Raw genomic sequence first — 26,207 nt, 5'->3', positions numbered from 1 at the left:
AACGAGCTTAATATTCCAGGTAATGTTTACCCTCTATTTTCTTGATTTTTTGTGAGTATAAATAAGTTTGGAACAAAAAATATCTTATCAATTCCTATCTGATGGAAACCTCAAACTGTATTATCCATACTATTCGAATGAATTTTCTGTCAAAAACAATATGACCAGTTGGTTAATTCAGTCATATCATGCAACTAATTTTACCGTATCGACATATGAGTATTATATATAATTTTAATTAATATGTTTAGCTAAAATGTTTGAACTACTCTCATTTTCACTTCGTTTAATTAGGAGATCTTGCGGTTAAAAGCCGTATCACTTCATACTATAAAAGATTAATTGTTAATAATGAATGAGTACTGGAATTTGATTGTAAATCAGGAGCTGAAATATAAATTTATTTGCTTTGTACCGTTTTGATTTTGTAAATAATTTATAAAGGGGGTTTAAAAAACTAGAAACTTATAGTATCATTAGTTTCCAGACCGAACCGTCCGGTCTGGAATTTATATAAGTATATTTAGAAGGAGAACGTTATGCAGAAAGAAAAATCAAAGATTCTAAGTAATTTCATTATGGAGGTAATAAAGTGAGCTTTATAAAAACGAATACAAAAGAACTTATTATGCTAATAGTTTATATACTGTTTGCACTACTTCAAATTGGCTTGTTCATATTATTTGGCATATCCCTTTTAACTAACAGCAACTTAGTTGAATCAGAATTTGCTCTTAGTGCCATCGGTGTGACTGTACCTGCTATTGTAGGAATCATTTTCTTTAGGAAAGAAATTATTGAAAGTTTTACTTATTTTAAAGAGAAAACAATTTTGAAAATAGTAAGCATTCCTATGGTAGTTTTACTTATGATAATTGTGGAAAATTCTATTATGCATTTTCTAAATACAGGTCAGCCAGAGAACCAAGAACAGATCCTTACAAATGGCGCAGAGATGCCTATTATATTCACATTACTTGTATTTGGGATTATAGGACCAATAATTGAAGAAATTATATTTCGCCATATATTAGTAAATCGTTTTTCGGAATATGTTGGTACTGCTATTGCATCCATCGTTTCGATTATAATTTTTACACTTCTTCACACGAACCAACTTTCGGATATTGCTATCTATTTACCTGGCGCGGTGATGCTTACTGCAGCTTATCTTATTTCTAATAGATCCCTTGCATATGTTATAGCGATACATATGTTAAACAATTTTATTCCTTTTATTTAATTGTATATGTCATAGAGAGACACATGCAGTTGAATATTATAAAAAATTAGGAGGGTGTCAAACATGATTGTAACAACAACGTCTGGAATTCAAGGTAAAGAAATTATTGACTATATTGATATTGTAAATGGTGAAGCTATTATGGGGGCCAACATTGTACGCGATTTATTCGCTTCTGTTCGTGATGTTGTCGGTGGTCGTGCTGGTTCTTATGAAAGTAAGCTAAAAGAAGCTCGTGATATCGCAATGGATGAAATGAAAGAACTTGCAAAACAAAAAGGTGCGAACGCTATCGTTGGTATTGACGTAGATTACGAAGTTGTTCGTGATGGAATGTTAATGGTTGCTGTAAGTGGTACAGCTGTACGTATATAAGTAAATAAAAAAACGGATTCCCTCCTTGGAATTTATACTTTCAGGAGGGATCCTGGTTCTGTTGCAGATTTTAAGACTAAAAACAGAAGTTGATAAATCATTGTACGTCAAAAAACCACAGTTTGGGTGTAAACTGTGGTTTTTTATATAGAGGCCCCAACACGTCCCTATTAAGCTAAGCTTATGCAACGTCAATTTTTGTTAGCTTAATAGTAGCCCTATTACAATTAAAATAATATGTCTATATTGTTTTAAGTACTTTTTTATAATAAAACTTAATCAATTTTAATATATGTTATGTATAACATATATTTATCTAAAATAAGGGGGAATATCATGACTGAAATAAACGAATCTTCAGGGAGCGATTTACAAAAAGATGTGAAGTTTTCTATTATAATCCCTGCACATAATGAAGAAAAGTACATTAGAAAATGTTTGGATTCAATTGCAAAAGCATCAGTGGCATATAAAGAGCAAACGGAAGTTATAGTTGTTTTAAATCGTTGCACAGATAAAACAGAGGAAATAGCAAAATCTTATGATTGTATTACATTAAAAAATGAAGATAAAAACTTATCTAAAATCCGAAATGCAGGGGCAGAAATAGCTAGTGGAGAAATAATTGTTACTATAGATGCTGATACGATAATGACAGAGTCTTTGTTATCTAATGTAGATAAATATTTATCTTCAGGTAAATATATTGGTGGTGGGGTGAATGGGAAGTTCGAAAGAATGTCTTTTGGAATATTCTTTTCTGCAATTCTAATTATAATTCCCTTACTTTTTAAGTACGGAGCTATATCCGTGGGGATTTTTTGGTGTTATAGAAAAGATTTTATGGCAATTAACGGATTTAATGAAAACATGCTTATGGCAGAGGATGCAGATTTCGCGAAACGCTTAAAAGAATGGGGAAAACGAAATAATAAGAAATTTGGTACCATTAAAAATGGCATGATAACTTCATGCAGAAGATTTGATACATATGGAGACTGGGCTTTACTTAAAAATCCAAAAGTAATATTAGCTTATCTAAAAGGAAATGATCAAAAATATGCAGATAAGACATATTATGATAATCAAGAAAGATAACGATGGAGAAAAGCGGCAGGAAATAGGGAGAACAGCAGATTTTTTTATACATAATGAGAGCCTAACTTAATTTAATAGATATGATAAGAAAACCATCAATTTGATTAGTCCTTTTTCAAATCAATGGTTTTTATTTTTGAAATAAATATGTATTTTTTATAAAAAATATTTTTTGACCCCCATAAAACTTTGTATTCCTCCGAATATGTATAGTGAAGAAAATAAATAGAAGAAAATTGATTATGAAAGAATATTGACGTGTTAATAAAATTACTAGATTAAGTGGGGCATCCGAAATAAAAGGGTGAAATTACCAATGATATAGAGAAGAGTTATGCAAGGATTGCAGATAAAATAGAAACAGAGCAAGCAAAACAAGCGGAAGAAAATAAGAAAGTAGAGTGAAATGTAAGCCTAACTGTAAGAACGATAGAAAAGTTGGCTTTGAAAAATATGAACAACAAGAAGACAAGCCTAAAGAAACTGTGGTTGAATGGTCACTTGTTTAGTGACCATTTTTCTATTTCAAGCAGAAGGAGGGAGAGAGATTACCCGTGTTGAGTTTAGTAATGAAGATCTTAAGAAAACCGAAAATAGAAGATATCGTATGTAACATACAAAATAATGAAGAAGATAAAGAAGCTTTTATCGTACAGTATCAGCCGTTTATTAGAAAATCAATCTCGTCTGTCTGCCGCCGATATATTACAGAACAGGATGATGAATATAGTATTGGATTGTTTGCGTTTAACGAAGCAATTGAACAGTATTCATATAAAAAAGGGAAATCTTTTCTAGCGTTTGCTGATCTTCTTATAAAAAGAGATGTAATTGACTATATACGCAAGGAGTCTAAGCATAACCTTGTCTTTTTAAAAGAAGATGAGCAAGAGGAAATGTTAGAAATGCAAGTATCGCTTACGGAGTATATGAAGGAAATAGAAAATGGTAACCGTAAGGAAGAAATTCTCCATTTTCAAAGTGTGTTAGCTGAGTTTAAAATCACATTTTCAGAGCTTGCTAAAGAATCTCCTAAGCATCGTGATACGCGTGAACACTTAATAGAAATTGTAAAGATGATTATAAAAGAAGAGGAAATGATGGAGGAGCTGTTCCGGAAGAAAAAGTTACCGCTTAAACATATTGAACCGCGTGTTAGGGTAAGTCGTAAAACGTTGGAACGGCATAGAAAATATATCATTGCAATGTGTATTATCTTCGCAAACAACTATACATACATTCTTGATTATATAAGGGGAGGGAAGCATGATGAATAAAGGAATTGTGATGGATATAAAAAAACATAGCGTAGTTGTTTTAACGCCAAATGGAGAGTTTATTACGTGTAAAAGAAAAGGGGATTCTTGCATGATTGGAGAGGAAATTTCATTTGATGAGCAAGAACAAAAAGCATCGCGTTTTTCAATCCCTTATTTCTTAAAGCCGGCATCATTACTTGTTGCTTGTTTTCTATGTGCGCTGTTATTTTTCTACAACCAACCGGAAGAAAAAGTATTCGCTTACGTCTCAGTTGATATAAATCCAAGTTTAGAAGTGAGTGTAACGAAGGATCTTCGCGTTATAGATTTACAAGCTTGTAATGATGATGGAAGGCGTATTTTAAAAGAATTAAAGCAATGGGAAAATAAACAATTGCAAGAAGTAATACGTACAATTATAAAGCAGAGTCAAGAGGATAAGTATTTAACGAATGATAAGCAAGTTATGCTAACCGCTATTGCAAAGGATAAGTTGCTAGAACCGAAGTTGGAAAAGGTAATGAAAGAATTAAAGAAAGAATATGAGCTAAAACATATTACAGTCGAATATCAAAGTAGCACGATGCAAGTACGAGAGAATGCTAGAAAAGCTGGAATGGGCACAGGTGTCTATATAAAGCAAGAGAATGAGAAGAACAAATCGGTTACGCCGCCCGCCACGCCGTCTAATCCGGTGGAAAACGAAGAAGAGTTACAATCGCAGCCGGATTCATCTCCTGATGTAGCGCCAGATTTGTCTTCTGTAAAAGACAAAAAATATGAGAAGCCAGAGCATAAAGAACAAAAGAAAATAGAGGAACAGCCAACGAAGCAAATAAAAGAAAACAATGGTAGAGGATCTCAGCAAGAAAATAGAGGGACTAAGCAGGAGAATAACGGTAGGGAATCCCAACAAGGAAATAATGGGAATCAGCAAGGAAACAACGGTCGAGAATCCCAACAAGGGAATAATGGAAATCAGCAAGGAAACAACGAAAGAGGATCGCAAGGGAATAATGGGCACCAGCAAGAGAACAATGGAAGAGGATCGCAAGGGAATAATGGGAATCAGCAAGGAAATAACGGGAGAGGGTCCCAAGGAAATAATGGGAATCAGCAAGGAAACAACGGAAGAGGGTCCCAAGGAAATAATGGGCACCAGCAAGGAAACAACGGAAGAGTACCCCAAGGAAATAATGGGAATCAACAAGGTGACAATGGTAAGGGATCTCAACAAGGAAATAATGGGAACCAGCAAGGTGACAATGGAAGAGGATCCCAAAAAGAAAATGTTGGAAACGAGCAAGGAAACAATGGTAGGGGATCTCAACAAGAGAATAGAGGCCATCAGCAAGGTAATGAAAAGAAGAATTAATAGAAATATAGAAGTGGGAGATTCATTTTAAAGTGAAAAGGAGTTATCTCACTATTGCGGGCAGTAAAACTCCCATCTCAAAATTTGGCTAGGGTAAAGAAGTTAGGTGGGAGTTGGGCTGCTTAAAGTTGCACTTTATTATTCTATCGTTCTATTAAGAAGGAGTATGTGAAAAATATAATGGAGAAAAACATTCAACAAGAGAAAGATAAAGTAAAACCTGTTTTTTATGATCCGAAAGGAAGAAGAAACATAGCTTTTATTTCGTTTCTATGTATTTCAATAGTTAGCGTAAGTATTGTATTTTATTTTTTCTTTCAAAGTATTTTTTCAACACCAGAAATTCCAAATATGAATACCGCTGTACAACAAGATAATAAACTTGTACCAATTAATCAAAAACTTAGTGATCAGCAGTTAAAGAAGGAAGAGTTTAAACCAAATACCGAAACGAAGGATAATAAAAATTTGGTGAATTCGCCGAAGGATAGTAAACAACGTAAAGAAGTGTATGGTTTTTATGTAAACTGGGATGAAAATAGTACCGCTTCTTTAAAAGAAAATATCGATTCATTAACCACGCTAGTACCAGAGTGGTATCATTTAAAAGCAGATTTAACGATTAGAAATGAGATAAAACCTGAGATAGTAAAGTTAGCAGAAAAAAATCAAGTGAAAATTATGCCTTTACTAACTAACTATACTGAGGAAGCTTCTGGTCCGGATAGTAGGCTAATTCATAAGTTGCTGAATTCCTCAAATGATGTAAAGACAAAGTTTATAAATGATTTAGTAAAGCAAGTTGAAAAGAATCGATTTGCGGGTATTAATATTGACTTTGAGGCCGTACCTGAAAGTGATAGAGAAAACGTAACAAATTTTATGAAAGAACTTACTACGGTCTTTCATAAACATGATTTGCTCGTTACACAAGATGTTCCAGCTAATGATAAGGCTTTTGATTATAGTGCGTTAGCAAAAATAATAGATCGAATGATTGTAATGATGTACGATGAGCACTATGGAGCAGGAGAGCCAGGACCAATTGCTTCAAATAAATGGTTTCAACATACATTAAAAGAACTGAATATTCCGTCTAATAAACTTATAGTTGCTTTCGGTAACTATGGATATGATTGGAAAGTAAATAGTAAGGAACCGGCGAAATCTTTAACTTTTTCAGAAGTTATGGTAATGGCTCATAATTCAGATATGAATATTCAATGGGATAAGATGAGTGGAAATCCTTATTTTAGATATAAAACAGGAGATAAAGAACATACTGCTTGGTTCTTAGACGGCGTTACTCTCTATAATCAAGTGAAAATCGCAATGGACAACAAAGCAAAGGGGTTTGCGTTATGGAGATTAGGAGCAGAAGATCCTACAATATGGAAAGTTTTAAAAAATCGGATTGAGGCACAAAAAAATCCTGATGTATTACATAAAATCACTAGTTTAGATGAAGTGAATTATTCTGGACAAGGTGAAATTTTACAGATTGAGAATGAAAAGCAAAATGGATTGAGAGATTTTAAAGTAGGTAAAGATGGTTATCTTACAGATGAAGTATATCAATCCTTACCATCTGCATACGAAGTGCAACGATATGGAAAACCGAAAGGGAAACAAGTAGTACTAACATTTGATGATGGACCAGACCCGAAATATACGCCGGAAATCTTAAATATATTAAAAGAGAGTAAGATCAAAGCTGCTTTTTTTGTACTTGGTGAAAACGCACAACTAAATACTAGTATTGTGAAAAGAATATACGATGAAGGGCATGAAATTGGCAATCATACTTTCAAGCATCCTAACGTAGCTGATACGTCTTTACTACGAACAAAAGTAGAACTTAATACGACGCAACGTCTGATCCAGGAAATAACTGGGCATTCTACAGTTTTGTTTAGGCCACCATACGAAGCGGATGCGAACCCGGATTCCTCAAATGAAATATTGCCTATTTTACGGGCACAAAATATGAACTATACAATGGTAGCAGAAAAAGTGGATCCTGAGGACTGGGCAACACCATCAACAAATGAATTAGTAAAGCGTGCTCTTAATCCCGTTTATAAGGGAGAGGGAAATATTATTCTTCTCCATGATGCGGGAGGGAATCGTACCCATACGGTAGAGGCGTTGCCGATCATTATTAAAGACTTAAAAAAGCATGGATATAGTTTTGTAACAATTTCAGATTTAATGAATAAAGAACGTGATGAAATTATGCCTCCTGTTTCTTCTGAGGGGAAGCAATATTTACTTTACAATAAAGCTGTCTTTTCAGGGGCGGGATACTTTAAACATATATTAACAACTATTTTTTATATCGCTATTGGATTAGGGATTTTTCGATTCTTATTCTTAATTTATTTTGCATGGAAGCAGAAAAGAAAAACGCTATCTCGCACTATTCATTCGTCCTATCAACCTTTTGTTAGTGTTGTCATAGCAGCATATAATGAAGAAAAGGTGATAGCTAAGACGATTCGCTCAATTTTGGATAGTAAGTATGGAGAATTTGAAGTTATTGTTGTGGATGACGGATCGACAGATGGTACGTCAAAAGTAATGCAAGAAACATTTTATAAACACCCTAAAGTTCGTTTCATTCAGAAAGAAAACGGCGGGAAATCATCGGCAATGAACTTAGGGTTTCAACAATCGCGAGGAGAGATTATTGTCACTTTAGATGCGGATACTATTATTGCGCAAGACGCCATTTCTCTCATGGTTAGACACTTTGAAGATCAAAATGTAGCAGCAGTTTCAGGTAATGTCAAAGTGGGGAATAGACGAAACTTGTTAACTACTTGGCAACATGTTGAATATATAACAGGATTTAATTTAGAACGTAGAGCTTTTGATGAATTAAATTGTATTACAGTAGTTCCAGGGGCTATTGGGGCGTGGCGTAAGAAGAATGTAGTTGAATCGGGATATTTAAGCGAAGATACATTAGCAGAAGATACAGATCTTACTATTACATTTTTACGTCAAGGACATAGAATTGTATATGAAGAAAAAGCGTATGCTTTTACGGAGTCACCTGAAGATGTGAAAAGTCTCATTAAACAGCGATATCGTTGGTCATATGGTACACTCCAATGTCTTTGGAAACATCGAAAAGCATTGTTTCATACAAAACAAAAAACGTTAGGATTTATTGCATTGCCTAACATGTGGTTATTCCAATATGTTCTCCAATTTATTGCTCCTTTTGCAGATATATTAATGATTATGGGGCTATTTAGTAGTGATCCGCTAAAAGTTTTAGGATTTTATTTTGTATTCTTTTTAATGGATCTTCTCGCTTCTCTGTTTGCATTTAAATTAGAGGAAGAGAATCCGAAACCATTAGTATGGTTAATTTTACAACGTTTTATTTATCGCCAATTTATGACTTATGTTGTCATTAAATCTATATTCTCATCGATTCGAGGAGTAGCTGTAGGGTGGAATAAGCTAAAGAGAATGGGAAGTGTTAAACATTCTACAGAACAAAAGGAGGCATCTTAAGAGAGCAGGTTATCTGCTCTCTTTTTTATTGATTTTAGTGAGCTGAGTGTAGAGTACATACATCTGTATCTATAAGAGTTCTAATAGTGAGACATTATGTGAAGATACTCCTTTAGTTTCGAGAAAAAGTTTTTTTATATTTTTTTAAAATGACGGACATAAAATCGTATATACCTTCGAATTATATATATGGATAACATAAATATGTATATAAAAGGGGAGCAATAAGATGAAAGAACAAAAAGAAATGTTTGAAGAAATCTCTGAAGTACTAAAGGTATTGGCGCATCCTGTTCGTTTATCATTAGTAAAAATAATGCTTGCAAAAGGTCCTACTAATGTAACAACAATGTATGGGGATTTGGAAATGCCTCAAAGTACAATTAGTCAACATTTATCTAAACTAAAAGCTGCTAAAATGGTTACAGGTACTCGGAAAGGATTAGAAATTTATTATGAAGTAACTGACAATCGCACAAAATCAATATTAGCATGTTTAGTTTAAATGCTGACTTCTATTTCAAAATAAGAAACGCTATTCTTTTCTATGATTTTACAGAGAGAATAGCGTTTTTTATTTTTAAGGAGTATCTTTTTATTAGCTTGATGGTGATATGGTATTATCTCTAAAATAAAAAAATATTGATTTCGCTTTTATTCTTTCTCAGGAGTTTGAGCTCAAAAGGCCGACTATCACTTTGTTTCCAATGCAGTGGACAGTGGAAGAACTTATATTTTTGAATAGAGGGAATTATATGTTTTTGATATATTAATAGTTAGGAACCACAAATAAGGGGTGAAGATATAGAAATGGAATTATTTGATTACTATAAACGAAAAGGAAAGTTGAAACTGTTAATTGGGACGGGTATTTTTATTCTTGCTTTATGCGCTGTATATGAAGATTGGGGACATATTAATTGGGAGCAGTTTATCTTTTTTGTTATCGCTGCTTCTATCTTTTTTGGGATTGGATTTTGGCAGTTAAGAAAAGGAAAGTTGATACAAAAGAATATGATAAAAAGTAATGCAACATTTTGGGATGTTGATACTTTGGTTGTATTAGAATTACCAAAACGAAACAAGCAATTTGGTCTATATCATCCTGATGGTAAGTATATAGCAGGAACAAAGATGGTTTCATCAAATATTCTTTTTTCAGTAATACCCTTTTTACATAATAAAGATGTTTACGGATTAGAAACGAGTAGCGGGGAAATTCTAGCTTATTTTCATACTGAAGTGGACGGATATGATTGGGTAGTCTATGATTCAAATTATAATCAGATTGGTATGTTTAAAGAAAAAATGATACAAGGATTTACTATGATACGAGGTACTTTGATGACAGATAAAGCCACAAAATTGTCAGATGTAGAAGTTGAGTTTGATTTTATTCAAAGTACTCTCCGTACAATAGATGGACGTACATTAGTAATTGGTAAGCAGGGATATATGCCTATAGAATGGAGTGAAAGGTTTATGGGTTTAAATGTACCTACTATTACCTTAGGTTCTAATGCGTCTAATAACGAAAAAATTCTCGGTTTAGGTGTGCTCCTTTATAGTTTACGTACAATTGAGATTAGAAAAAGTCGGGCAAGTGTTTAATGAGGTAGAAGTAGTGTTTATATGCGAAATTGTATAGAAATCTCATTTTTCTAATTATATCTTTTTAGATTGATGGATGTGGGGTCACGTCCATCAATCTAAGAAAACAAGTTAGCCCAAAAACGATAAAAATAAAATTTATAAAAACACAAAATATAAACATTGAGGATTAAACAAAGTATATAGTGCCTTTTTAGTCATGTAATCTTTTGAGCTGATGATCTTTTCCCCATTCAAATAGTTCATTCATAATTTGCATTAAAGATTTCCCGTATTCGCTTATTGTGTACTCAACCTTTGGTGGTACTTCTTGATATACAGTACGATGGATAATCCCATCAGCTTCAAGTTGCCGAAGTTGTTGAGTCAGAACTTTTTGCGTAATGTTTGGGATTTCTCGTCGGATTTCATTTGTTCGCATTTTTCCATCCATCAAAACACATAAAATATGAACTTTCCATTTTCCACCGATTACATCGAGCGTCGTTGCAATTGGACAGTTATCATTTTGATTCATATAACACCTCCAAAGGTACCTCAAGGTTCCTATAGCACCTGAAAGTACGTACTTTTCAATTATATGTAATGCATTCATACTAATATGTAAAGGATTGATTCATTTATAAAGGGGATGGAAAATGATGAGAACACTTGTAATTGTAGCACACCCTCATATTGAAAAATCAAAAATTAATAAAAGATGGATAGAAGAACTTGAGAAACATTCAGATGAAATTACGGTGCATGAATTATATAAAGTGGCACCAAACTGGGAGTTTAATATTGAAGAAGAGCAAAAGTTATTAGTAGAACATGACAGATATATATTCCAATTTCCGCTTTACTGGTACAGCACACCGCCATTATTAAAAAAATGGTTTGATGATGTATTAACATATGGATTTGCATACGGATCAAAAGGGGATAAAGTGAAGGGAAAAGAGTTTGGTGTAGCAGTTTCTATAGGTGGATTAGAAAAAGATTATGAAAATAGCGGAATTACGATGGATGAGTTGACGAAACCATTCCAAGCTACATGCTTATATACAGACATGAAATTTATACCTTCATTTTATTTATATGGTGCCGAATATAAATTAAGTGATGAAGAGATTGATAAAAGTGCACCTGAGTATGTGCAATATGTAATGAACAAGAAGTATTCTAATATATAAGAGGAAATAGCCATTTACTTGTGAAGTAAATGGCTATTTTATATTCTTGTTATATTCACTAAGTGTAATCTTTAGTAAATTAATAGTTAATCTGGTAAAATAAAAAACCTAACATATATAAAGGGGAGTTTTACTTGAGAACGATGCAAAAATTATTACAAAAAAGAGCAATGCAATCACCAAATTTGGAAGCGCTTGTAGGCGGAGGGAAAAGATATTCGTTTCAGCAATATAATGAACGAGTAAATCAGCTTGCACATTATTTATTACATAATGGTGTGCAAAGAGGAGATCGTATAGGAATACTATGCAAAAATAATCACCCATTTCCAAGCGTTATGATGGCAAGTTTAAAAATTGGAGCGGTATGTATTCCGCTAAATCATCAGCTTACTGTATATGAATTAGAAACGATTGTAAAAGAAGCGAAATTAAAAGTGTTAGTTATTGATGAAGAATTTAGTGAAGTGTTATTAAATGTTGATGCTGTTAAAGAAATTCCTTATGTAATTCAAACGACAAAAGAAGGCTTTGGTTCATTTGAATTAGAGTTGCAAAAACAGCCAATGACAGAACCGAACGTAGAAGTTCATGAAGAAGACGATGCCATTTATTTATTTACTTCAGGAACGACTGGACAGGCAAAAGCATGTGTAATTGGTCATAAAAACTTACATCATTATTTTGATGAGATTGCAGGACAAAGAGAAATTCCAGCAGGTGAACGCTTTTTATCCGTGCATCCATTATTTCATATGAGTGGCGTGCTTTCTATTTTAAATTGTATTTATCATGGTGTTACGATGATCTTCTTAGCTGATTCGAATCCTACTCTTATTTGGGATAAGATTGAAGAAGAGAAAATTACTACGATGCTTGCATTCCCGGCTGTTTATAGCTATATGCTTGATGAACTAAATAAAAAAGAACGTAACATCTCTACTTTTAAAGTAGCACAAAGCGGTGGAACAAAAGTGCCAGAAACACTCATCCAAAAATATATGGAAAAAGGAATCTATATGGTGCAAGGCTATGGTAGTACAGAAGGTTGGGTTGTAACATCATGGCATCCAATGATGGGAAAAGAAAAGATGTCTTCTGTTGGAAAAGCCTTGAAAAATGTAGAGGTGAAAATTGTTCATCCAGAAACAGGACATGAACTTAAAGCAAATGTAGTTGGAGAGATTCATGTAAGAAGTCCATACATGTTTAAAGGGTATTGGAATAATGAAAAGGCGACAAAGAAGGTAGTAAAAGATAATTGGTTTAACATGGGCGATGCTGGCATGATAGATGATGACGGATTCTTGCATATTATGGGAAGATATAAAGACGTTATTATACGCGGTGGTGACAATGTATATCCAGACCAAGTAGAAGATGTTATTCATGAAATACATGGTGTTTTAGAAGTGGCAGTAGTTGGAGTTCCAGATGAATTTTGGGGAGAGGTTCCAAGAGCTTACATTGTGAAGGATGGCGAAACAACAGTAACAGAAGAAAGTATTATTCAGTATTGTAAGGAGAAGTTAGCAAGTTACAAAATTCCAGAAGTGGTATTCGTAGAAGAATTACCGAAAAACGCTTTAGGGAAAGTGTTGAAGAGGGAATTAAGGGATGTAGTTCTTGTGAAATAAAAATGTTATTAAACGATGAAGAACCCAGTTATGTATAAAGCATGACTGGGTTTTTGTCTATCAAAACATAATAATTTACTAGATTTTGTATTTTGTGTAAGATAATAAAGAATATTCAAATATTAATTAAGGGAAGAGATGTAAATGAAGCTACCGCTATTACAGGTAGAGACAGAGAGATTGATGATCCGTCCGTTCCAAAATGATGATTATGAAAGTTGGTTAGATGGATTTCATAAGAGGTTACCATCGCAGTATAAATATGACGATGGTTATCAAGTTATGGCATCATCAACGAAAGAATGGTTCACGGAATGGATTAGAGGCTTTGATGAAGCAGCACATCGAGATGAGATGTACGTATTAGGTATTTTTCGTAAAGAAGACGGAGCTAATATTGGTAAGCTAGAGCTGATTAAAATTTTACGTATGGACTATCAATGGGCGATGATGGGATATTCCATACATAATCAATACTGGAAAAACGGATATGGCATGGAAAGTGTGAAAGCTGCAGTATCGTTATTTTTTAATCGTCTTCATTTTCATAGAATCGAATTACATATACATGTTGGTAATGAACCATCCGTTCGTCTTGCGGAAAGAGCCGGTTTTTCTTTTGAATGCAAGAGAGAGGCGTTTTCATTAGAGAATGGTAAGTGGATGGATTTTCTTATTTATTTTAAAAATAAGGAGATGAATATATGAGAGTTCTAATTACAGGTGGAAATCGCGGATTAGGGTTACAGTTAGTAAAAGTGTTTCATGAAAATGGACATATCGTTTATCCGTTAGTTAGAACTGAGGTTGCGTTAACACAATTGAAGAAAATGTTTAGTTGCAGATGTTTTCCTATATTGGCAGACTTATCGATTGATGAGAGTACGGAGCAAATGAAAAACCAGCTTGAGGAATATACAGAGTATATTGATCTAGTTATAAATAACGCAGGAATTACTGGAAAGGAGACTGAGGTTTTACATACGAATTCAGAAGAGTTAACGGACTTATTTAATATTCATTGCTTAGGTGTAATTCGAGCTGTAAAAGGTACATATGTGGCTTTAGCTAAATCGGATCATCCGAGAATCATAAATGTGTCCTCTCGGTTAGGTTCATTGCATAAAATGGCCAACAAAGAGTTTTCGCAAGGCCATTTCTCATATTCATATCGAATTGCTAAAGCTGCACAAAATATGCTAACACTCTGTTTACAACAAGAGTTTGAGGATAAAGGAATTCGTGTAACTGCTATTCACCCTGGAAAATTAAAGACTGAAATTGGTGCTTTTGATGCGAATATGACCCCGGCTGAAGGAGCAAAAAATATATATGATTGGATAATAGATTCAAATGAGGATGTTTCAGGGAAGTTTATTGAGCCAGGTGTAGGTGAATTAAAGTGGTGATATACGATCTTGCAATCATTCAGAATTTGTTTGGCCCTTCTAAAAAAGTATTAAATGGCTTACCAAATGCAGTAACGATTGAAGAAATCGAAGAAGACGTTTTGTATAACGTACAAACATATAAAGAAAAGATAAGTAGATTTGAAGAGGTTTGTTTTAATTGGGAGTTAAAAAGAGCGAGTATTGTATTAAACAAAAGGTTTAGTAGTTATAACTCAAGTGTGAGAGTGTTACTTGATGCCGGTTTTTCTTTGCACGCAGCAAAGATAGAAGTATGTAGAGAATTGAACAATATAGAAGAACTTGAAAGACAATATACATATCGATCAATAGCAGAAGGAACGTTATCGGAAAAAGAATTTAAATATATTTGGGAACAATGTATGTCGGGTTCAGGGAATCAAACTTCAATTTTAACTATCGATGAACATTTTTATTCCGTACAAACAGAGTTAGGTAAGGGTTGGGAAAAGTCATGTATTGTTTTTTATGATAAAAATGAGCCGATTGGTATGTCCATACCGCATATAGAAACTGGAACAGAAAGTGAAGGACGATTATTTTATTTTGGGGTAATGCCTTATTATCGGGGGAAAGGAATTGCTTCCCGGCTGCATCTTCAATCTTTACATATGTTAAAGGAAATAGGGGCTACTTATTACATCGGAAGCACACATACTTCAAATGAAAAGATGCAGAGAATATTTTGGAGAAATAATTGTTCGTTGAAAACGGAGATAGAGCTTTATTATAAAATTTTTAAAGAAGGTTAGGAGAAAAGAAAATGAAGACTATAAACGTATTTCATTATGACGCATTTACGAATAAATCGAATATGGGTAATCCAGCAGGTATTGTATTAGATGCAGATGGATTAACAGAAGAGGAAATGCAGCGTATTGCTGAAAAAGTTGGATTTAACGAAACAACTTTTGTTCTTTCCTCAGAAGTAGGAGATATAAGAATGCGCTACTTTACACCTGGTTTTGAAATGGATTTATGTGGTCATGGGACAGTTGGGACAATATTTGCTTTGCGTGAAAGAGGTTTATTAGAAGAGAAAGCAAGCCTTACGATTGAAACGAAGGCCGGGATTTTACCGATACAAATAGGTGTAAATGAAAATGGAGAAACCTTTATTAAAATGAGGCAGGCAGCACCTCAGTTTAAAGAATTTACAGGTTCAAAAGAAGAATTAGCTCATAGTATCGGTTTAGAAGTAAATGATTTAGATGTAAGTTTACCGATTGTATATGGAAGTACGGGGAACTGGACCGTAATTGTACCGGTTAAAAATCTAGATGTATGTGAGAGAATGAAACCTAACAATGAGGTGTTTCCATCGGTATTAAAAGAAATACCTAACGCTTCTATTCACCCAATTTGTCTAGAAACTTATGACGAGAAGGTACATATGCATGGGCGTCATTTCTCATCAGCTTATGCTGGAACGATTGAAGATCCCGTGACAGGAACAGCTTCAGGTGTAATGGGAGCATATTATGCGACGTATGTGAAGAAAGATTTTGACCATGAAATGGAGTTAATCGTTGAACAAGGGCAAGAAATACATAAAGATGGTCGTGTAACGGTATATATAACGAAAGATGTAGAAAGTGAGAAGTTACAAATAGATATTGCTGGAACAGCGGTATATGTGAAAGAGTTTGAAGTTTTAATATAAAGTGAAACTTTAATCAGTGGGTGGGGCATCCCCACTGATTATTAGTTGAACCAATCGGGCTTTTACGGGCAGTTGATCCCCAACCTAACTTCTTTGCTTCCGTTGAATTTTGAGGTGAGGGTCTTACTGCCCGTTAATGCGGGATAAAAAAGAAAGCCCAGCATACATCCGGACTTTCACTATCTGTTCAATACTTCAATATACGAAGCATCTCCAGTTGTTCTTAAAGCAGAGCGGAAATTGTTATTTTCTAACGTTTTAGCGACTTGTTGTAACTGCTGTGCATCATCATGATGGATGAGTAAGCTGTCAGCACCGCTTTCCTCTATATGAATGTGTTCGACATTTCCGATGGCATCATGTACAGCTTTTAAAAATTCAGGTTTCATATTGTCCTCCTATATGTATGTAACGTTGTTGTTAGTATTTCCTTATTTTTGAAATGTAAAAGTGAATGAATTTTTGTTATATTATGATTTTGGAAGGTATTTACTATTTGTTTGTCAAATAATAGTAAAGTTGTCTTTTGAATTGAAGAAATCTTCGGGATTAAAGGGTGAGGGAATGGACATTTCAACAATCGCTGCACAACTAGTTAAGGAGAACGTGATTTCACATTATCCAACTAGCGTAAAAGTGTTAAACGGAGGAACGACAAGTACTGTGTATTTGTTGGACGAAAAATACGTTGTAAAACTTAATGAAGCGGAAGTAATACGTGAAGAAGCTATTTTTCTTTCTTTTTATGAAAGGAATACTTTGTTTGCAAATCTTTTGTATAAGGAACCTTTACATACATATATTGTGTATTCTTTCCTTGAAGGTAGTACTTCGTGCGGACGAGGACAAAAAAGAATTACGCTTAGTACCCTTGTAAAAGAAGTTATTAATAAGTATGAAATAGTTTCACGTATAGATGGCTGGGGTTGGAAAGAAAGTCCGGTTCAATCTTGGAATGAATTTTTAACGACAAATGTGGTGGAAGCTCATAAAAATGTAAGACCGTACATAAGTGAGGAAGAGTATAGAAAAGTTCTTAAGTTAGCGAATAGGGATGCTGGAATAAATCAGCCATTTTTATTACATGGTGATCTTGGATTTCATAATTTTATATTTCAAGGAAATGAGTTGCATGGTGTAATTGATCCCCTACCAGTGTTAGGAGATCCTATATACGATTTAATTTATGCGTTCTGTTCAACCCCGGAAGATGTAACGAAAGAAACGATTGATTATGCGATGAAACAATGTGTATTTCATAAAAAAGAACGTGATTTATATGAAGAAATAGTTATAGGATTATATTTGCGTATAGATACGTGTTTAAGACATCACCCGAAAGATTTAGAAGATTATTTAGTAGCTTGGCGTTATTGGATGGACGAGGTTGAGGTGACTTTATAGTACAAATATTTTTGGGGGGATCGTGAAATGAATGTTTCAGAAGCGAAAAAGGATTTAGCAATCAAAACGAAGCGAGGATTACCGATTATATTAGCTGGTGTTTTATTTTGGATAGTTATGAGTATAATGGGCTTTGTTCTTTCTGAAAAACAAGTGGTGTGGGTATATTTAATCGGTATGGGATGTGTGTTTCCTTTTGGATTAATGATAGCTGCTATATTGAAAATTGATATGTTTGCGAAAGGAAACCCGTTAGGGGTTTTGGCAGGATTAATTGGTGGGATAAATGTATTGAATATTCCGCTTGTATTACTTGCCTATTTTCAATTTCCAGAATGGTTACCTTTTGTAGTAGCGATGTTAATAGGTGTTCATTTTATCCCGTACGTATGGATTTATGAAAGCAAAAGTTATGGTTTATTATCCGTAGGGACTGTATTCGTAACGTCAGTTTGCGGGATTCTTTTTGCAGAAAAAGGATTTACTGTCATTCCATTATCCGTTACAGGTGTTTATTTACTTACTTTTATCAGTTTATTAATTGAAAATAAAAAAGCAGATCATTATCAACAAAAATCAGCTTAATAAAAATAGAGGGATAGGGGAAATTATGATGAAAAATTTCGTTTGTACAACGTGTGGCGTGCAGTATGCAGCGGGTGTAGAAGAACCAGTGAGTTGTCATATTTGTGATGAAGAGAGACAATATGTGAATCCGAAAGGGCAGTCTTGGACGACGCTAGAAAGCTTACAAACAAGTGATACATATAAAAATGAAATAATCGAAGAGGAAAATGGGCTTTTTAGTATTACAACAAAACCAGGATTTGCGATTGGTCAAACGGCATATGTAGTGAAAACAGAATCATATCGTTTACTATGGGACTGTATTACTTATTTAGATGAAACGACAATTGCGAAAATAAAAGAGCTTGGTGGACTAGATGCAATTGCCTTGTCTCATCCTCATTATTATTCAACACAAGTAGAATGGGCAGAGACATTTGATGTACCGATTTATATACACGAAGATGATAAAGAGTGGGTGATGCGCCCGAGTAGTCGTATTATTTATTGGTCTGGTGAGTCTTTACAATTAGCGGATGGATTGGTTATTCATCGTTTAGGTGGTCATTTTAAAGGTGGATCTGTCTTACATTGGGAAGAAGGTAATGATGGGAAAGGAATTTTGTTAACAGGTGATATTATTCAAGTTGTAGCGGATGAACGATGGGTAAGCTTTATGTACAGCTATCCAAACTTAATTCCATTACCAGCGAGAAAAGTGGAAGAAATGGTGAATCGAGTGAAGCCGTTACAGTTTAATCGTTTATACAACGCTTTTCATCGAGTAGTAAAAGAGAATGCAATTGAGGCAGTGGAACGTTCTGCTGAAAGATATATTAAGGCGGTAGAAGGAAAGTTGTTTCATACGTAAAAGGAGAGTTAGTTTTATGAAAACGTTAGTATGCTTTGGGGATAGTATTACAGCTGATGAAATGTTTTTCAATGGAACACCGAGGTTAACACCACGTTTGCGAGAGATGTTTCCGAATTGGAACGTAGTGAATGCAGGTGTTCCAGGTGATAATACGTTTGATGCGTTAAAAAGGATTAAAGAAGATGTATTATCACATAAACCAGATTTCGTAACAGTTTTTCTTGGTACAAATGATGCAGTCTCTTTTTCGCAAGGGTCATTACAAGCATACAAAGAAAATTTAGAGAAGATTGTGAACCATATTTCTTCAGGTAAAGTACTGCTTATTAGTCCTGCCCCAGTTGATGAAGAAAGACAGCATAATAGAACAAATGAAGTACTCGGTCAGTATGCAGACGTGGTAGAGGAAGTGGCGAAAGAAACAGGAAGCTATTTTCTAAATTTGTATGCTGAAATGATTCAAGAACGGAATTATAAAAGGTTTGTAGAAAATGATGAAAGAGATGGGCTACACTTTGGACCAGAAGGCTATGAGTATGTAGCGAAGTTAATTGGTGAAAAGTTAAAAGGGATTTTATAAAAAAGCAAAGCGATATCGCTTTGCTTTTCATTGTTTTTAATAGCTCAATCTAGAAATGCTTGTTGCAATGCTTTCAGTCCATCACTGTAAATACTATGAAAAAGGTTTATTGCCTCTTCATCACTAACTTCAACAGGAGTGAACGTACCAGACCACTCTACTACCGATGTGTTACTTTCAGTACCTTCTTTCACCTGGATTGTAGATAAATAATTAGTGACTGGGAATGGTGCATTCATGATTGAATACGTGTAGTATCGTTCTTTCTCATTGAATACTTCTAATCGTTCTATAATCGTGTCACCATCTGGATTAGCTAGGTGACGTACACGACCGCCTTCCGTTAATTTACTGTTAGGTATATAAGGTAACCAGTCTGGAAGGGAGTTGAAACCTCCGATTAATTGCCATACTTGTTCAGGTGAACCGAAAATTTCCATAGATGTAGTAGTCTGTGCCATGTTCATTACGCTCCTTTTCATCCCGGTATTTGCGGGTAAATAATCAGTGGGGATTGCCCCACTGATTAAGGTTTCAATTTATTTTACGTTGATTGGTAGTGGTGCATTAGGTGCTACTAGTTTTTGTTCGCGCATTTCTTCCCAGAATGCTGCTGGAATTACTGTATTTAAGGCGTTTTGGTCTTCTACAATTCGTTCCGGTTTACTTGCACCAGGAACAACGGCAGCAACTGCTGGATTCGCTAGTGAAAATTGTAATGCAGCAGCTTTGATACTGATTTCGTGACGATCTGCAAGAGCTTTGATTTTCTCAACTTTTGCAATGATTTCTGGTGATGCTTTTTGATATTCGAAGTGAGCACCCCCAGCAAGAATACCTGAGCTATATGGGCCACCAACAACAATATCCATATTATGCTTAACAGCTGCAGGCATTACTCGTTGCAATGCACGCTCGTGGTCTAGTAATGAATAACGACCAGCTAGTAAGGATATATTTGGCTGCGCTTCTTCTAAATCAAGCATTAGTTCAATTGATTCTACTTTGTTTACTCCAAGTCCCCAGCCTTTAATAACGCCTTCTTCACGTAAACGTGTTAGTGCACGGAATGCTCCTGTTCGAGCTGTTTCAAATTGTGAAATCCACTCATCACCATAAAAGTCTTGAGCTAAATCATGAATGAAAACAAAGTCTAGACGATCTGTTTTTAAACGTTTTAAACTTTGCTCAATAGAACGAAGTGTTGCATCTGCACTATAGTCATTGATCATTTTATTTTTGCGGCCAAATTCGAAAAGTCCGCCTTTTTCACCTAAATCACGTGCAGATGGATCTTCTAGTTCATCTGAAATCGTTCGACCGACTTTTGTGCTTAAAAAGTAATCATCACGATTTCTTTTTGATAGTGCTTCGCCAAGACGAATTTCTGCTAAGCCAGATCCATAAAGTGGAGCTGTATCAAAGTAACGAACGCCATTATCCCAAGCAGCATCCACTGTAGCGATTGCTTCTTCTTCTGGAATATTACGGTACATATTTCCTAGTGGTGCTGTACCAAAACCAATTTTTTCTTTTAGTAATTTACTCATTATTAATATCCTCCTAAAATGTATTTGAAAATTAATTCATCATTGTGAATGGATGTGAAAATGAAAATATGTCATTTCATCGTCGGACAAAATGTATGATAAAAATACTCACTTTAAAGTACCGGGACAAGAATGTAATTTCTAATACTGCATGACTCACTCAACTCTTACAAATGCTATTATGAAATGTATTTTACATAATGAAAAGTACGTACTTTAAAGTGATATAGATACTAAAAAGTAATACAGGTACTTTTTAGTGCCGTACTACTCATCTGCTGTTTACGTATGCTATTATGAAACATGTTTAATAGGATAAAAAGTACGTACTTTAAGGTGCTATAGATACTTAAAAGTAATATTTAAATCTTTAGCTTACTTGCCTTATCACATTATTAAAGGAGATTTTTATATGAAAACATACAATATTCCTGTAGAGGCGACTTTACAGGTTATCGGTGGGAAGTGGAAAGTAGTGATCCTTTGTCATTTAAAGAAAGATAAAAAGAGAACGTGCGAATTAAAACAATTAATGTCTGGTATTACACAAAAGATGTTAACGCAACAATTACGTGAATTAGAAGAAGATGGTGTAATCGAGAGAAAAGTGTATAACCAAGTGCCGCCAAAAGTAGAGTATTCGTTAACGGAATACGGTCATTCTTTAGATGCTATACTCGATTCTCTTTGTAACTGGGGAGAACATCATCTTGAAAAGAATGGCAACACGTCTATGCTCATTACAGCAGAATAAACAAGAAAAAAACGAACGAGAATACGTTCGTTTTTCTTTTTGTATATAGGAATATTTTTAAACGGCATAATTACTTTTTGGTAATATAGGTACTTTTTTGTGCTGTAGGAACTAAAATGTGCCGTATAGAAAATTATTTGTTTTTACGTAACAATAGAGAAGAAATTTAGAAAAAAGGAGGGAGATCGCGTGAAACAATACAATATACCGATAGAAGCAACTTTAGAAATTATCGGGGGAAAGTGGAAAGTCGTCATTTTATGTCACTTAACGAAAGGAACGAAGCGAACGAGCGAGTTGCAGCGTCTAATTCCTGAAATTTCTGTTAGAATGTTGACGCAACAATTACGTGAGCTAGAAGATGATGGTGTGATTACACGTGAAATCTATAAAGAAATTCCACCCCGAGTAGAATACTCCTTAACTGATTATGGGTGGTCTTTGCAAAATGTATTAAATCAATTGACCGTATGGGGAGAACGATGCATAGATAGAAAAAATAGTAAAGTTAAGTGAAATCTATATATGTAATATTGAAACGCCACCTATTGATGAGGTGGTGTTTTTTCAGTATAAAACTTTAGAAAGTTACTACGGTGAAAAGTAGGGATCTATACCAGAATAGCAGTTGTTTTAGCCGTGATGAATAATGGATTAAAGTTTTCATAGGTACTTAAAAGTGCCTTCATCACTTTAAAGTACGTACTATGCTTCATAATATAACCGTTTTATAATGACACTCGTAGCAAGAAGTCATAACGGTTTTAAGCTATGTTCAAAAAGACTTATTAACTAGTATAGTTTTTTGTTCAATTTCTTTAGTAGGAGATGTTTATATGGTTGAAGAACTTTTTTATAAAAAAATACTTAAAAATCTTTTTTCAGATCCAGTTCAAATTACACTTTGGAATGGAGAAACAATACAATATGGAGAAGGGGAACCTCAATTTCATGTAACATTCCATAAGCCGCTTTCAAAAAAAGAGATTGCTAAGGATCCTTCTATCGCATTCGGTGAAGCATATATGAATGGAGATCTTGAAATAGAAGGGAATCTTGAAAAAGCAATTCAATCAATTTATAAAAGGCAGGATAGCTTTTTAGGTGATAGTAAGTTGCAATATTTCAAAAGTAAATGGAATTTCTCAAAACAAAAAAATAAAGATGATATTGCTCATCATTATGATATTGGGAACGATTTCTATAAATTATGGCTAGATGAAACAATGACGTATTCTTGTGCGTATTTCCAAAATGAGCAAGATTCTTTAACGACAGCTCAGCATAATAAAGTGAATCATATTTTGAAAAAGTTGAACCTTCAAAAAGGTGATACGCTATTAGATATTGGTTGCGGGTGGGGTGAGCTCATTACAGCTGCCGCTAAGCAGTACGGTGTGAAAGCGATGGGGGTAACGTTAAGTGAGGAACAATATGCTAAGACTTCCGAGCGAATTAAACAAGAGGGACTTACGGATTTAGTTGAAGTATCTTTACTTGATTACCGCGATATTAAGAATCGTAAATTTGATAAAATTGTTAGTGTAGGTATGATTGAACATGTAGGAAAAGACAACATTACACAATACTTTGAGACAGTGAATGCACTACTAAATGATGGTGGGATTTCTCTACTTCATTGTATTACTTCCCCGGCCAATGGTGGTGCTACGAATGGTTGGATTGAAAAATATATATTCCCTGGCGGATATGTTCCTGCTGTTAACGAATTAATCACGAACATGACAAACGAACAATTTTACATTGTTGATGTGGAAAGCTTACGTAGACATTACGGGAAAACATTACAGCATTGGGCTCGAAATTTTGAAAACGTACTGGAGGAAGTTCGCAAAACGAAAGATGAGCGATTCATTCGTATGTGGCGCTTATATTTAAATGCATGTGCAGCTTCGTTCTTTACAGGTAATATTGATTTACATCAATTTGTATTTACAAAAGGTATTAACGATACAATTCCGATGACACGTTCTTATATGTATGAATAAGAGCATGTAATGAAGCAGCTCTGTAACTACTCATCGAGTGTAAATAAAATGATGGTAGGACATAAGTCTATAACTTAAAGTCGAGATCGGAATCAGAAAATGATTCCGATCTCGACTTTTTTGTATATAATTTTAAAAACAAAACTATATACTTTTAATAATAAAAATATATAATAAAAATAGAATCAAAAATTTATGAGCAAGGAAGTTGAAGAATATGACATTAACAATGGGCTTTATTGGATTTGGAAAATCAGCTAACCGCTATCACTTACCGTATGTGAATATACGTAAAAATATAAAAGTAAAAACGATTTTTGCTCGCCAAATTAATGAAGAATTAGCGGCTCCATATAAGGAAAAAGGTGTTAGTTTCACTACTGATTTGAACGAATTGTTGAATGATAAAGAAATCCAAGTAGTGACAATCTGTACGCCAGCACATACGCATTACGAATTAGCGAAAAAAGTTATACTTGCTGGAAAATCAGTTATCGTTGAAAAACCATTTTGCGATACAGTGGAACATGCGAAAGAATTATTAGCTTTAGGACGAGAAAAAGGTGTAGTAGTTATGCCTTATCAAAACCGCCGTTTTGATGGTGATTTCTTAGCGGTGAAGCAAGTTGTGGAACAAGGATTCCTTGGTGATATTGTTGAGGTTGAATCACATATTGATTATTTCCGTCCTGGTTCAATCACTCACGAAGGTCCGAAAGAAGAAGGTTCATTTTACAGTTTAGGTATTCATACGATGGACCGTATGATTTCACTGTTTGGCCGTCCAGATACGGTGACATACGATATTCGTAATAATGAAGTGGAAGGTGCGGTTGATAATTATTTCGATGTTGGTCTACATTACGGAAATAAGTTGAAAATTAAACTGAAAACGAACCATGTTGTAGCGAAAGATTATCCGCGCTTTATCGTTCATGGAACAAATGGATCGTTTATTAAATATGGTGAAGATCAGCAGGAAAATGATTTGAAAGCGGGTATTATGCCTGAGAGTGCAGGATTTGGTGAAGATTCACCGATGTACTATGGAATTGCGAAATATCGCAACGCAAACGGTGATTGGATTGAAAAACAAATTAAAACGCCACTTGGTGATTACGGTCGTTTTTATGATGCAGCGTATGAAACAATTGTAAATGGTGCACCAAAGCTTGTGAAAGACGAAGAAGCGGTAACGAATATTGAAATCTTAGAAAACGGATTTGCTGCGCCATCACCTTCCGTTTACAAACTTGAGGCTTTAAACTTAAATGAATAGAAGAGGGAATACAGCATAAAGGAGGTATGGAAATGGCAAGCGGATCCACACAAGTAAAATACCTCGGCATTTATCAAAAAATGAAACAGCAAATTTTAGACGGCGAATATAAGATTAAAGAAAAAATTCCAAGTAGCCCCGTCCTTGCTGAAGAATTTGATGTTTCTGTCCTTACTATAAAAAAGGCGCTGGATCTGTTAGTTAGAGACGGCTACATCATTCGCCGGCGCGGAAGTGGAACGGTCGTTCAAGATTGGCGTCAGCAAGAAAAGGCGCGAATGATTCAAACTTTAACAGGTACAAAAGCTGTTTATGGCAGTGAGGTAGAAAGTAAAATTATTGAGTTTACGATTGTCGGTGCCGATGAAGTCATTGCTGAAAAATTGGGTATTTCAGTAGGGGATTTTGTATATAAAATCATTCGCCTCCGCATCATTCACAGTATTCCAACGATTATGGAGCATACATGGATGCCGATCTCGGTCATTCCAGGTATTGAGGTTTCTGTTTTAGAGGAATCAATCTACTCCCACATTCAAAATAAACTAGGTCTTCAAGTGGGAACATCCGTTGTTAGGGTTAAAGGAATTCGCCCGGATGATAAAGAAAAGCAGTTTATGAACTTAACAAATCAAGATTTCTTAATGAGAGTTGAACAAGTGGCCTACTTAACGGATGGACGCACTTTTGAATACTCTTATGCTGATCACCTGCCAGAAACCTTTGAATTTGAAACAGTTATTACTGCAAAAAGTTATAAAGAGGTATAAAAAATAGGTTGGGGCACGTATTGCCT

At 34.6% G+C, this 26,207-nt stretch carries 27 protein-coding genes; 23 read left to right on the top strand and 4 right to left on the bottom strand.

The window, feature by feature from the left end; all coding sequences use genetic code 11:
* The first annotated feature begins 592 nt into the window (after window positions 1-592).
* From NST14_RS17025 to NST14_RS16990, 8 genes are all read left to right on the top strand, one after another.
* Window positions 593-1,243, top strand: coding sequence for a CPBP family glutamic-type intramembrane protease (locus tag NST14_RS17025; RefSeq protein WP_000008257.1), 651 nt, complete (start codon window positions 593-595; stop codon window positions 1,241-1,243).
* Between the two features lie 63 nt (window positions 1,244-1,306).
* On the top strand, window positions 1,307-1,618 hold the full coding sequence (locus NST14_RS17020) for a YbjQ family protein (RefSeq protein WP_000637502.1): 312 nt from the start codon (window positions 1,307-1,309) through the stop codon (window positions 1,616-1,618).
* 336 nt (window positions 1,619-1,954) lie between these two features.
* Window positions 1,955-2,716, top strand: a complete 762-nt coding sequence (locus NST14_RS17015) for a glycosyltransferase (protein WP_000136100.1) — start codon at window positions 1,955-1,957, stop codon at window positions 2,714-2,716.
* A 554-nt stretch (window positions 2,717-3,270) separates the two neighbouring features.
* Window positions 3,271-3,993 carry an RNA polymerase sigma factor SigI gene (gene sigI / locus NST14_RS17010; RefSeq protein WP_013246469.1) on the top strand — a complete coding sequence of 241 codons (723 nt, stop codon included), beginning with the start codon at window positions 3,271-3,273 and terminating at the stop codon, window positions 3,991-3,993.
* Window positions 3,983-5,350 (top strand): anti-sigma-I factor RsgI, encoded by a 1,368-nt coding sequence (rsgI, locus tag NST14_RS17005; RefSeq protein WP_229142844.1) that lies wholly within the window; start codon window positions 3,983-3,985, stop codon window positions 5,348-5,350. The genes sigI and rsgI overlap by 11 nt, the downstream gene beginning before the upstream one ends.
* 180 nt (window positions 5,351-5,530) lie before the next feature.
* Window positions 5,531-8,878 carry a glycosyltransferase gene (locus NST14_RS17000; RefSeq protein WP_229142900.1) on the top strand — a complete coding sequence of 1,116 codons (3,348 nt, stop codon included), beginning with the start codon at window positions 5,531-5,533 and terminating at the stop codon, window positions 8,876-8,878.
* Window positions 8,879-9,107: 229 nt separating this feature from the next.
* Window positions 9,108-9,383, top strand: coding sequence for an ArsR/SmtB family transcription factor (locus tag NST14_RS16995; protein ID WP_000662957.1), 276 nt, complete (start codon window positions 9,108-9,110; stop codon window positions 9,381-9,383).
* A gap of 305 nt (window positions 9,384-9,688) precedes the next feature.
* Window positions 9,689-10,489 carry an ABC transporter ATP-binding protein gene (locus tag NST14_RS16990; protein WP_141401119.1) on the top strand — a complete coding sequence of 267 codons (801 nt, stop codon included), beginning with the start codon at window positions 9,689-9,691 and terminating at the stop codon, window positions 10,487-10,489.
* Window positions 10,490-10,682: 193 nt separating this feature from the next.
* Here the strand turns inward: NST14_RS16990 and NST14_RS16985 are convergent, their stop codons facing one another.
* Window positions 10,683-11,006 (bottom strand): winged helix-turn-helix transcriptional regulator, encoded by a 324-nt coding sequence (locus tag NST14_RS16985; RefSeq protein ID WP_001072984.1) that lies wholly within the window; start codon window positions 11,004-11,006, stop codon window positions 10,683-10,685.
* A gap of 124 nt (window positions 11,007-11,130) precedes the next feature.
* Here NST14_RS16985 and NST14_RS16980 point away from each other — a divergent pair, with 124 nt between their 5' ends.
* The 6 genes from NST14_RS16980 to NST14_RS16955 all read left to right on the top strand — a co-directional run bounded on the left by NST14_RS16980 (window position 11,131) and on the right by NST14_RS16955 (window position 16,394).
* Window positions 11,131-11,664, top strand: a complete 534-nt coding sequence (locus tag NST14_RS16980; RefSeq protein ID WP_002170196.1) for an NAD(P)H-dependent oxidoreductase — start codon at window positions 11,131-11,133, stop codon at window positions 11,662-11,664.
* Between the two features lie 143 nt (window positions 11,665-11,807).
* Window positions 11,808-13,301, top strand: a complete 1,494-nt coding sequence (locus NST14_RS16975) for a class I adenylate-forming enzyme family protein (protein WP_229142899.1) — start codon at window positions 11,808-11,810, stop codon at window positions 13,299-13,301.
* Between the two features lie 144 nt (window positions 13,302-13,445).
* A complete protein-coding gene (locus tag NST14_RS16970) occupies window positions 13,446-14,009 on the top strand; it encodes a GNAT family N-acetyltransferase (protein ID WP_000775369.1) in 564 nt (187 codons plus the stop codon).
* Window positions 14,006-14,710, top strand: a complete 705-nt coding sequence (locus NST14_RS16965) for an SDR family NAD(P)-dependent oxidoreductase (protein ID WP_229142843.1) — start codon at window positions 14,006-14,008, stop codon at window positions 14,708-14,710. The genes NST14_RS16970 and NST14_RS16965 overlap by 4 nt, the downstream gene beginning before the upstream one ends.
* On the top strand, window positions 14,707-15,483 hold the full coding sequence (locus tag NST14_RS16960) for a GNAT family N-acetyltransferase (protein WP_157829371.1): 777 nt from the start codon (window positions 14,707-14,709) through the stop codon (window positions 15,481-15,483). The genes NST14_RS16965 and NST14_RS16960 overlap by 4 nt, the downstream gene beginning before the upstream one ends.
* A gap of 11 nt (window positions 15,484-15,494) precedes the next feature.
* Window positions 15,495-16,394, top strand: coding sequence for a PhzF family phenazine biosynthesis protein (locus NST14_RS16955; RefSeq protein WP_229142842.1), 900 nt, complete (start codon window positions 15,495-15,497; stop codon window positions 16,392-16,394).
* Between the two features lie 179 nt (window positions 16,395-16,573).
* Here the strand turns inward: NST14_RS16955 and NST14_RS16950 are convergent, their stop codons facing one another.
* A complete protein-coding gene (locus NST14_RS16950) occupies window positions 16,574-16,783 on the bottom strand; it encodes a hypothetical protein (protein WP_000801653.1) in 210 nt (69 codons plus the stop codon).
* A gap of 175 nt (window positions 16,784-16,958) precedes the next feature.
* Between NST14_RS16950 and NST14_RS16945 the strand changes: the two genes are divergently transcribed.
* Genes NST14_RS16945 through NST14_RS16930 form a run of 4 tightly spaced genes read left to right on the top strand, consistent with a single transcriptional unit; the run spans window position 16,959 to window position 19,819 of the window.
* A complete protein-coding gene (locus NST14_RS16945) occupies window positions 16,959-17,798 on the top strand; it encodes an aminoglycoside phosphotransferase family protein (protein WP_229142841.1) in 840 nt (279 codons plus the stop codon).
* A gap of 27 nt (window positions 17,799-17,825) precedes the next feature.
* Complete coding sequence (locus NST14_RS16940) at window positions 17,826-18,383, top strand: DUF7010 family protein (RefSeq protein WP_001102937.1); 558 nt, start codon at window positions 17,826-17,828, stop codon at window positions 18,381-18,383.
* A 25-nt stretch (window positions 18,384-18,408) separates the two neighbouring features.
* A complete protein-coding gene (locus tag NST14_RS16935) occupies window positions 18,409-19,236 on the top strand; it encodes an MBL fold metallo-hydrolase (RefSeq protein WP_001997879.1) in 828 nt (275 codons plus the stop codon).
* 16 nt (window positions 19,237-19,252) lie between these two features.
* Window positions 19,253-19,819: an SGNH/GDSL hydrolase family protein gene (locus NST14_RS16930; RefSeq protein ID WP_000855195.1), complete on the top strand. Its 567-nt coding sequence runs from the start codon at window positions 19,253-19,255 to the stop codon at window positions 19,817-19,819.
* Window positions 19,820-19,863: 44 nt separating this feature from the next.
* Here NST14_RS16930 and NST14_RS16925 read toward each other — a convergent pair whose 3' ends face one another.
* Window positions 19,864-20,280 carry an SRPBCC family protein gene (locus NST14_RS16925; protein ID WP_000079489.1) on the bottom strand — a complete coding sequence of 139 codons (417 nt, stop codon included), beginning with the start codon at window positions 20,278-20,280 and terminating at the stop codon, window positions 19,864-19,866.
* Window positions 20,281-20,358: 78 nt separating this feature from the next.
* Window positions 20,359-21,369 (bottom strand): aldo/keto reductase, encoded by a 1,011-nt coding sequence (locus NST14_RS16920; RefSeq protein ID WP_000040518.1) that lies wholly within the window; start codon window positions 21,367-21,369, stop codon window positions 20,359-20,361.
* A gap of 412 nt (window positions 21,370-21,781) precedes the next feature.
* Between NST14_RS16920 and NST14_RS16915 the strand changes: the two genes are divergently transcribed.
* The 5 genes from NST14_RS16915 (at window position 21,782) to NST14_RS16895 (ending at window position 26,181) form a co-directional block, all read left to right on the top strand.
* Window positions 21,782-22,123: a winged helix-turn-helix transcriptional regulator gene (locus tag NST14_RS16915; RefSeq protein WP_000860838.1), complete on the top strand. Its 342-nt coding sequence runs from the start codon at window positions 21,782-21,784 to the stop codon at window positions 22,121-22,123.
* 189 nt (window positions 22,124-22,312) lie between these two features.
* Window positions 22,313-22,639: a winged helix-turn-helix transcriptional regulator gene (locus NST14_RS16910; protein WP_000816333.1), complete on the top strand. Its 327-nt coding sequence runs from the start codon at window positions 22,313-22,315 to the stop codon at window positions 22,637-22,639.
* 320 nt (window positions 22,640-22,959) lie between these two features.
* Window positions 22,960-24,132: a cyclopropane-fatty-acyl-phospholipid synthase gene (locus NST14_RS16905; protein ID WP_000229046.1), complete on the top strand. Its 1,173-nt coding sequence runs from the start codon at window positions 22,960-22,962 to the stop codon at window positions 24,130-24,132.
* 217 nt (window positions 24,133-24,349) lie between these two features.
* Window positions 24,350-25,411 (top strand): oxidoreductase, encoded by a 1,062-nt coding sequence (locus NST14_RS16900; protein ID WP_000176610.1) that lies wholly within the window; start codon window positions 24,350-24,352, stop codon window positions 25,409-25,411.
* A 32-nt stretch (window positions 25,412-25,443) separates the two neighbouring features.
* Entirely contained in the window at window positions 25,444-26,181 is a 738-nt protein-coding gene (locus NST14_RS16895) for a GntR family transcriptional regulator (RefSeq protein ID WP_000146298.1), read from the top strand.
* Window positions 26,182-26,207: the final 26 nt, after the last annotated feature.

Origin of the sequence: Bacillus sp. FSL W8-0519, from assembly GCF_038005585.1 — a bacterium.
GTDB classification, from domain to species: Bacteria; Bacillota; Bacilli; order Bacillales; family Bacillaceae_G; genus Bacillus_A; species Bacillus_A paranthracis.
Note: the sequence above shows the minus strand (reverse complement) of the source record. Positions and strands in the feature narration are given on the sequence as shown.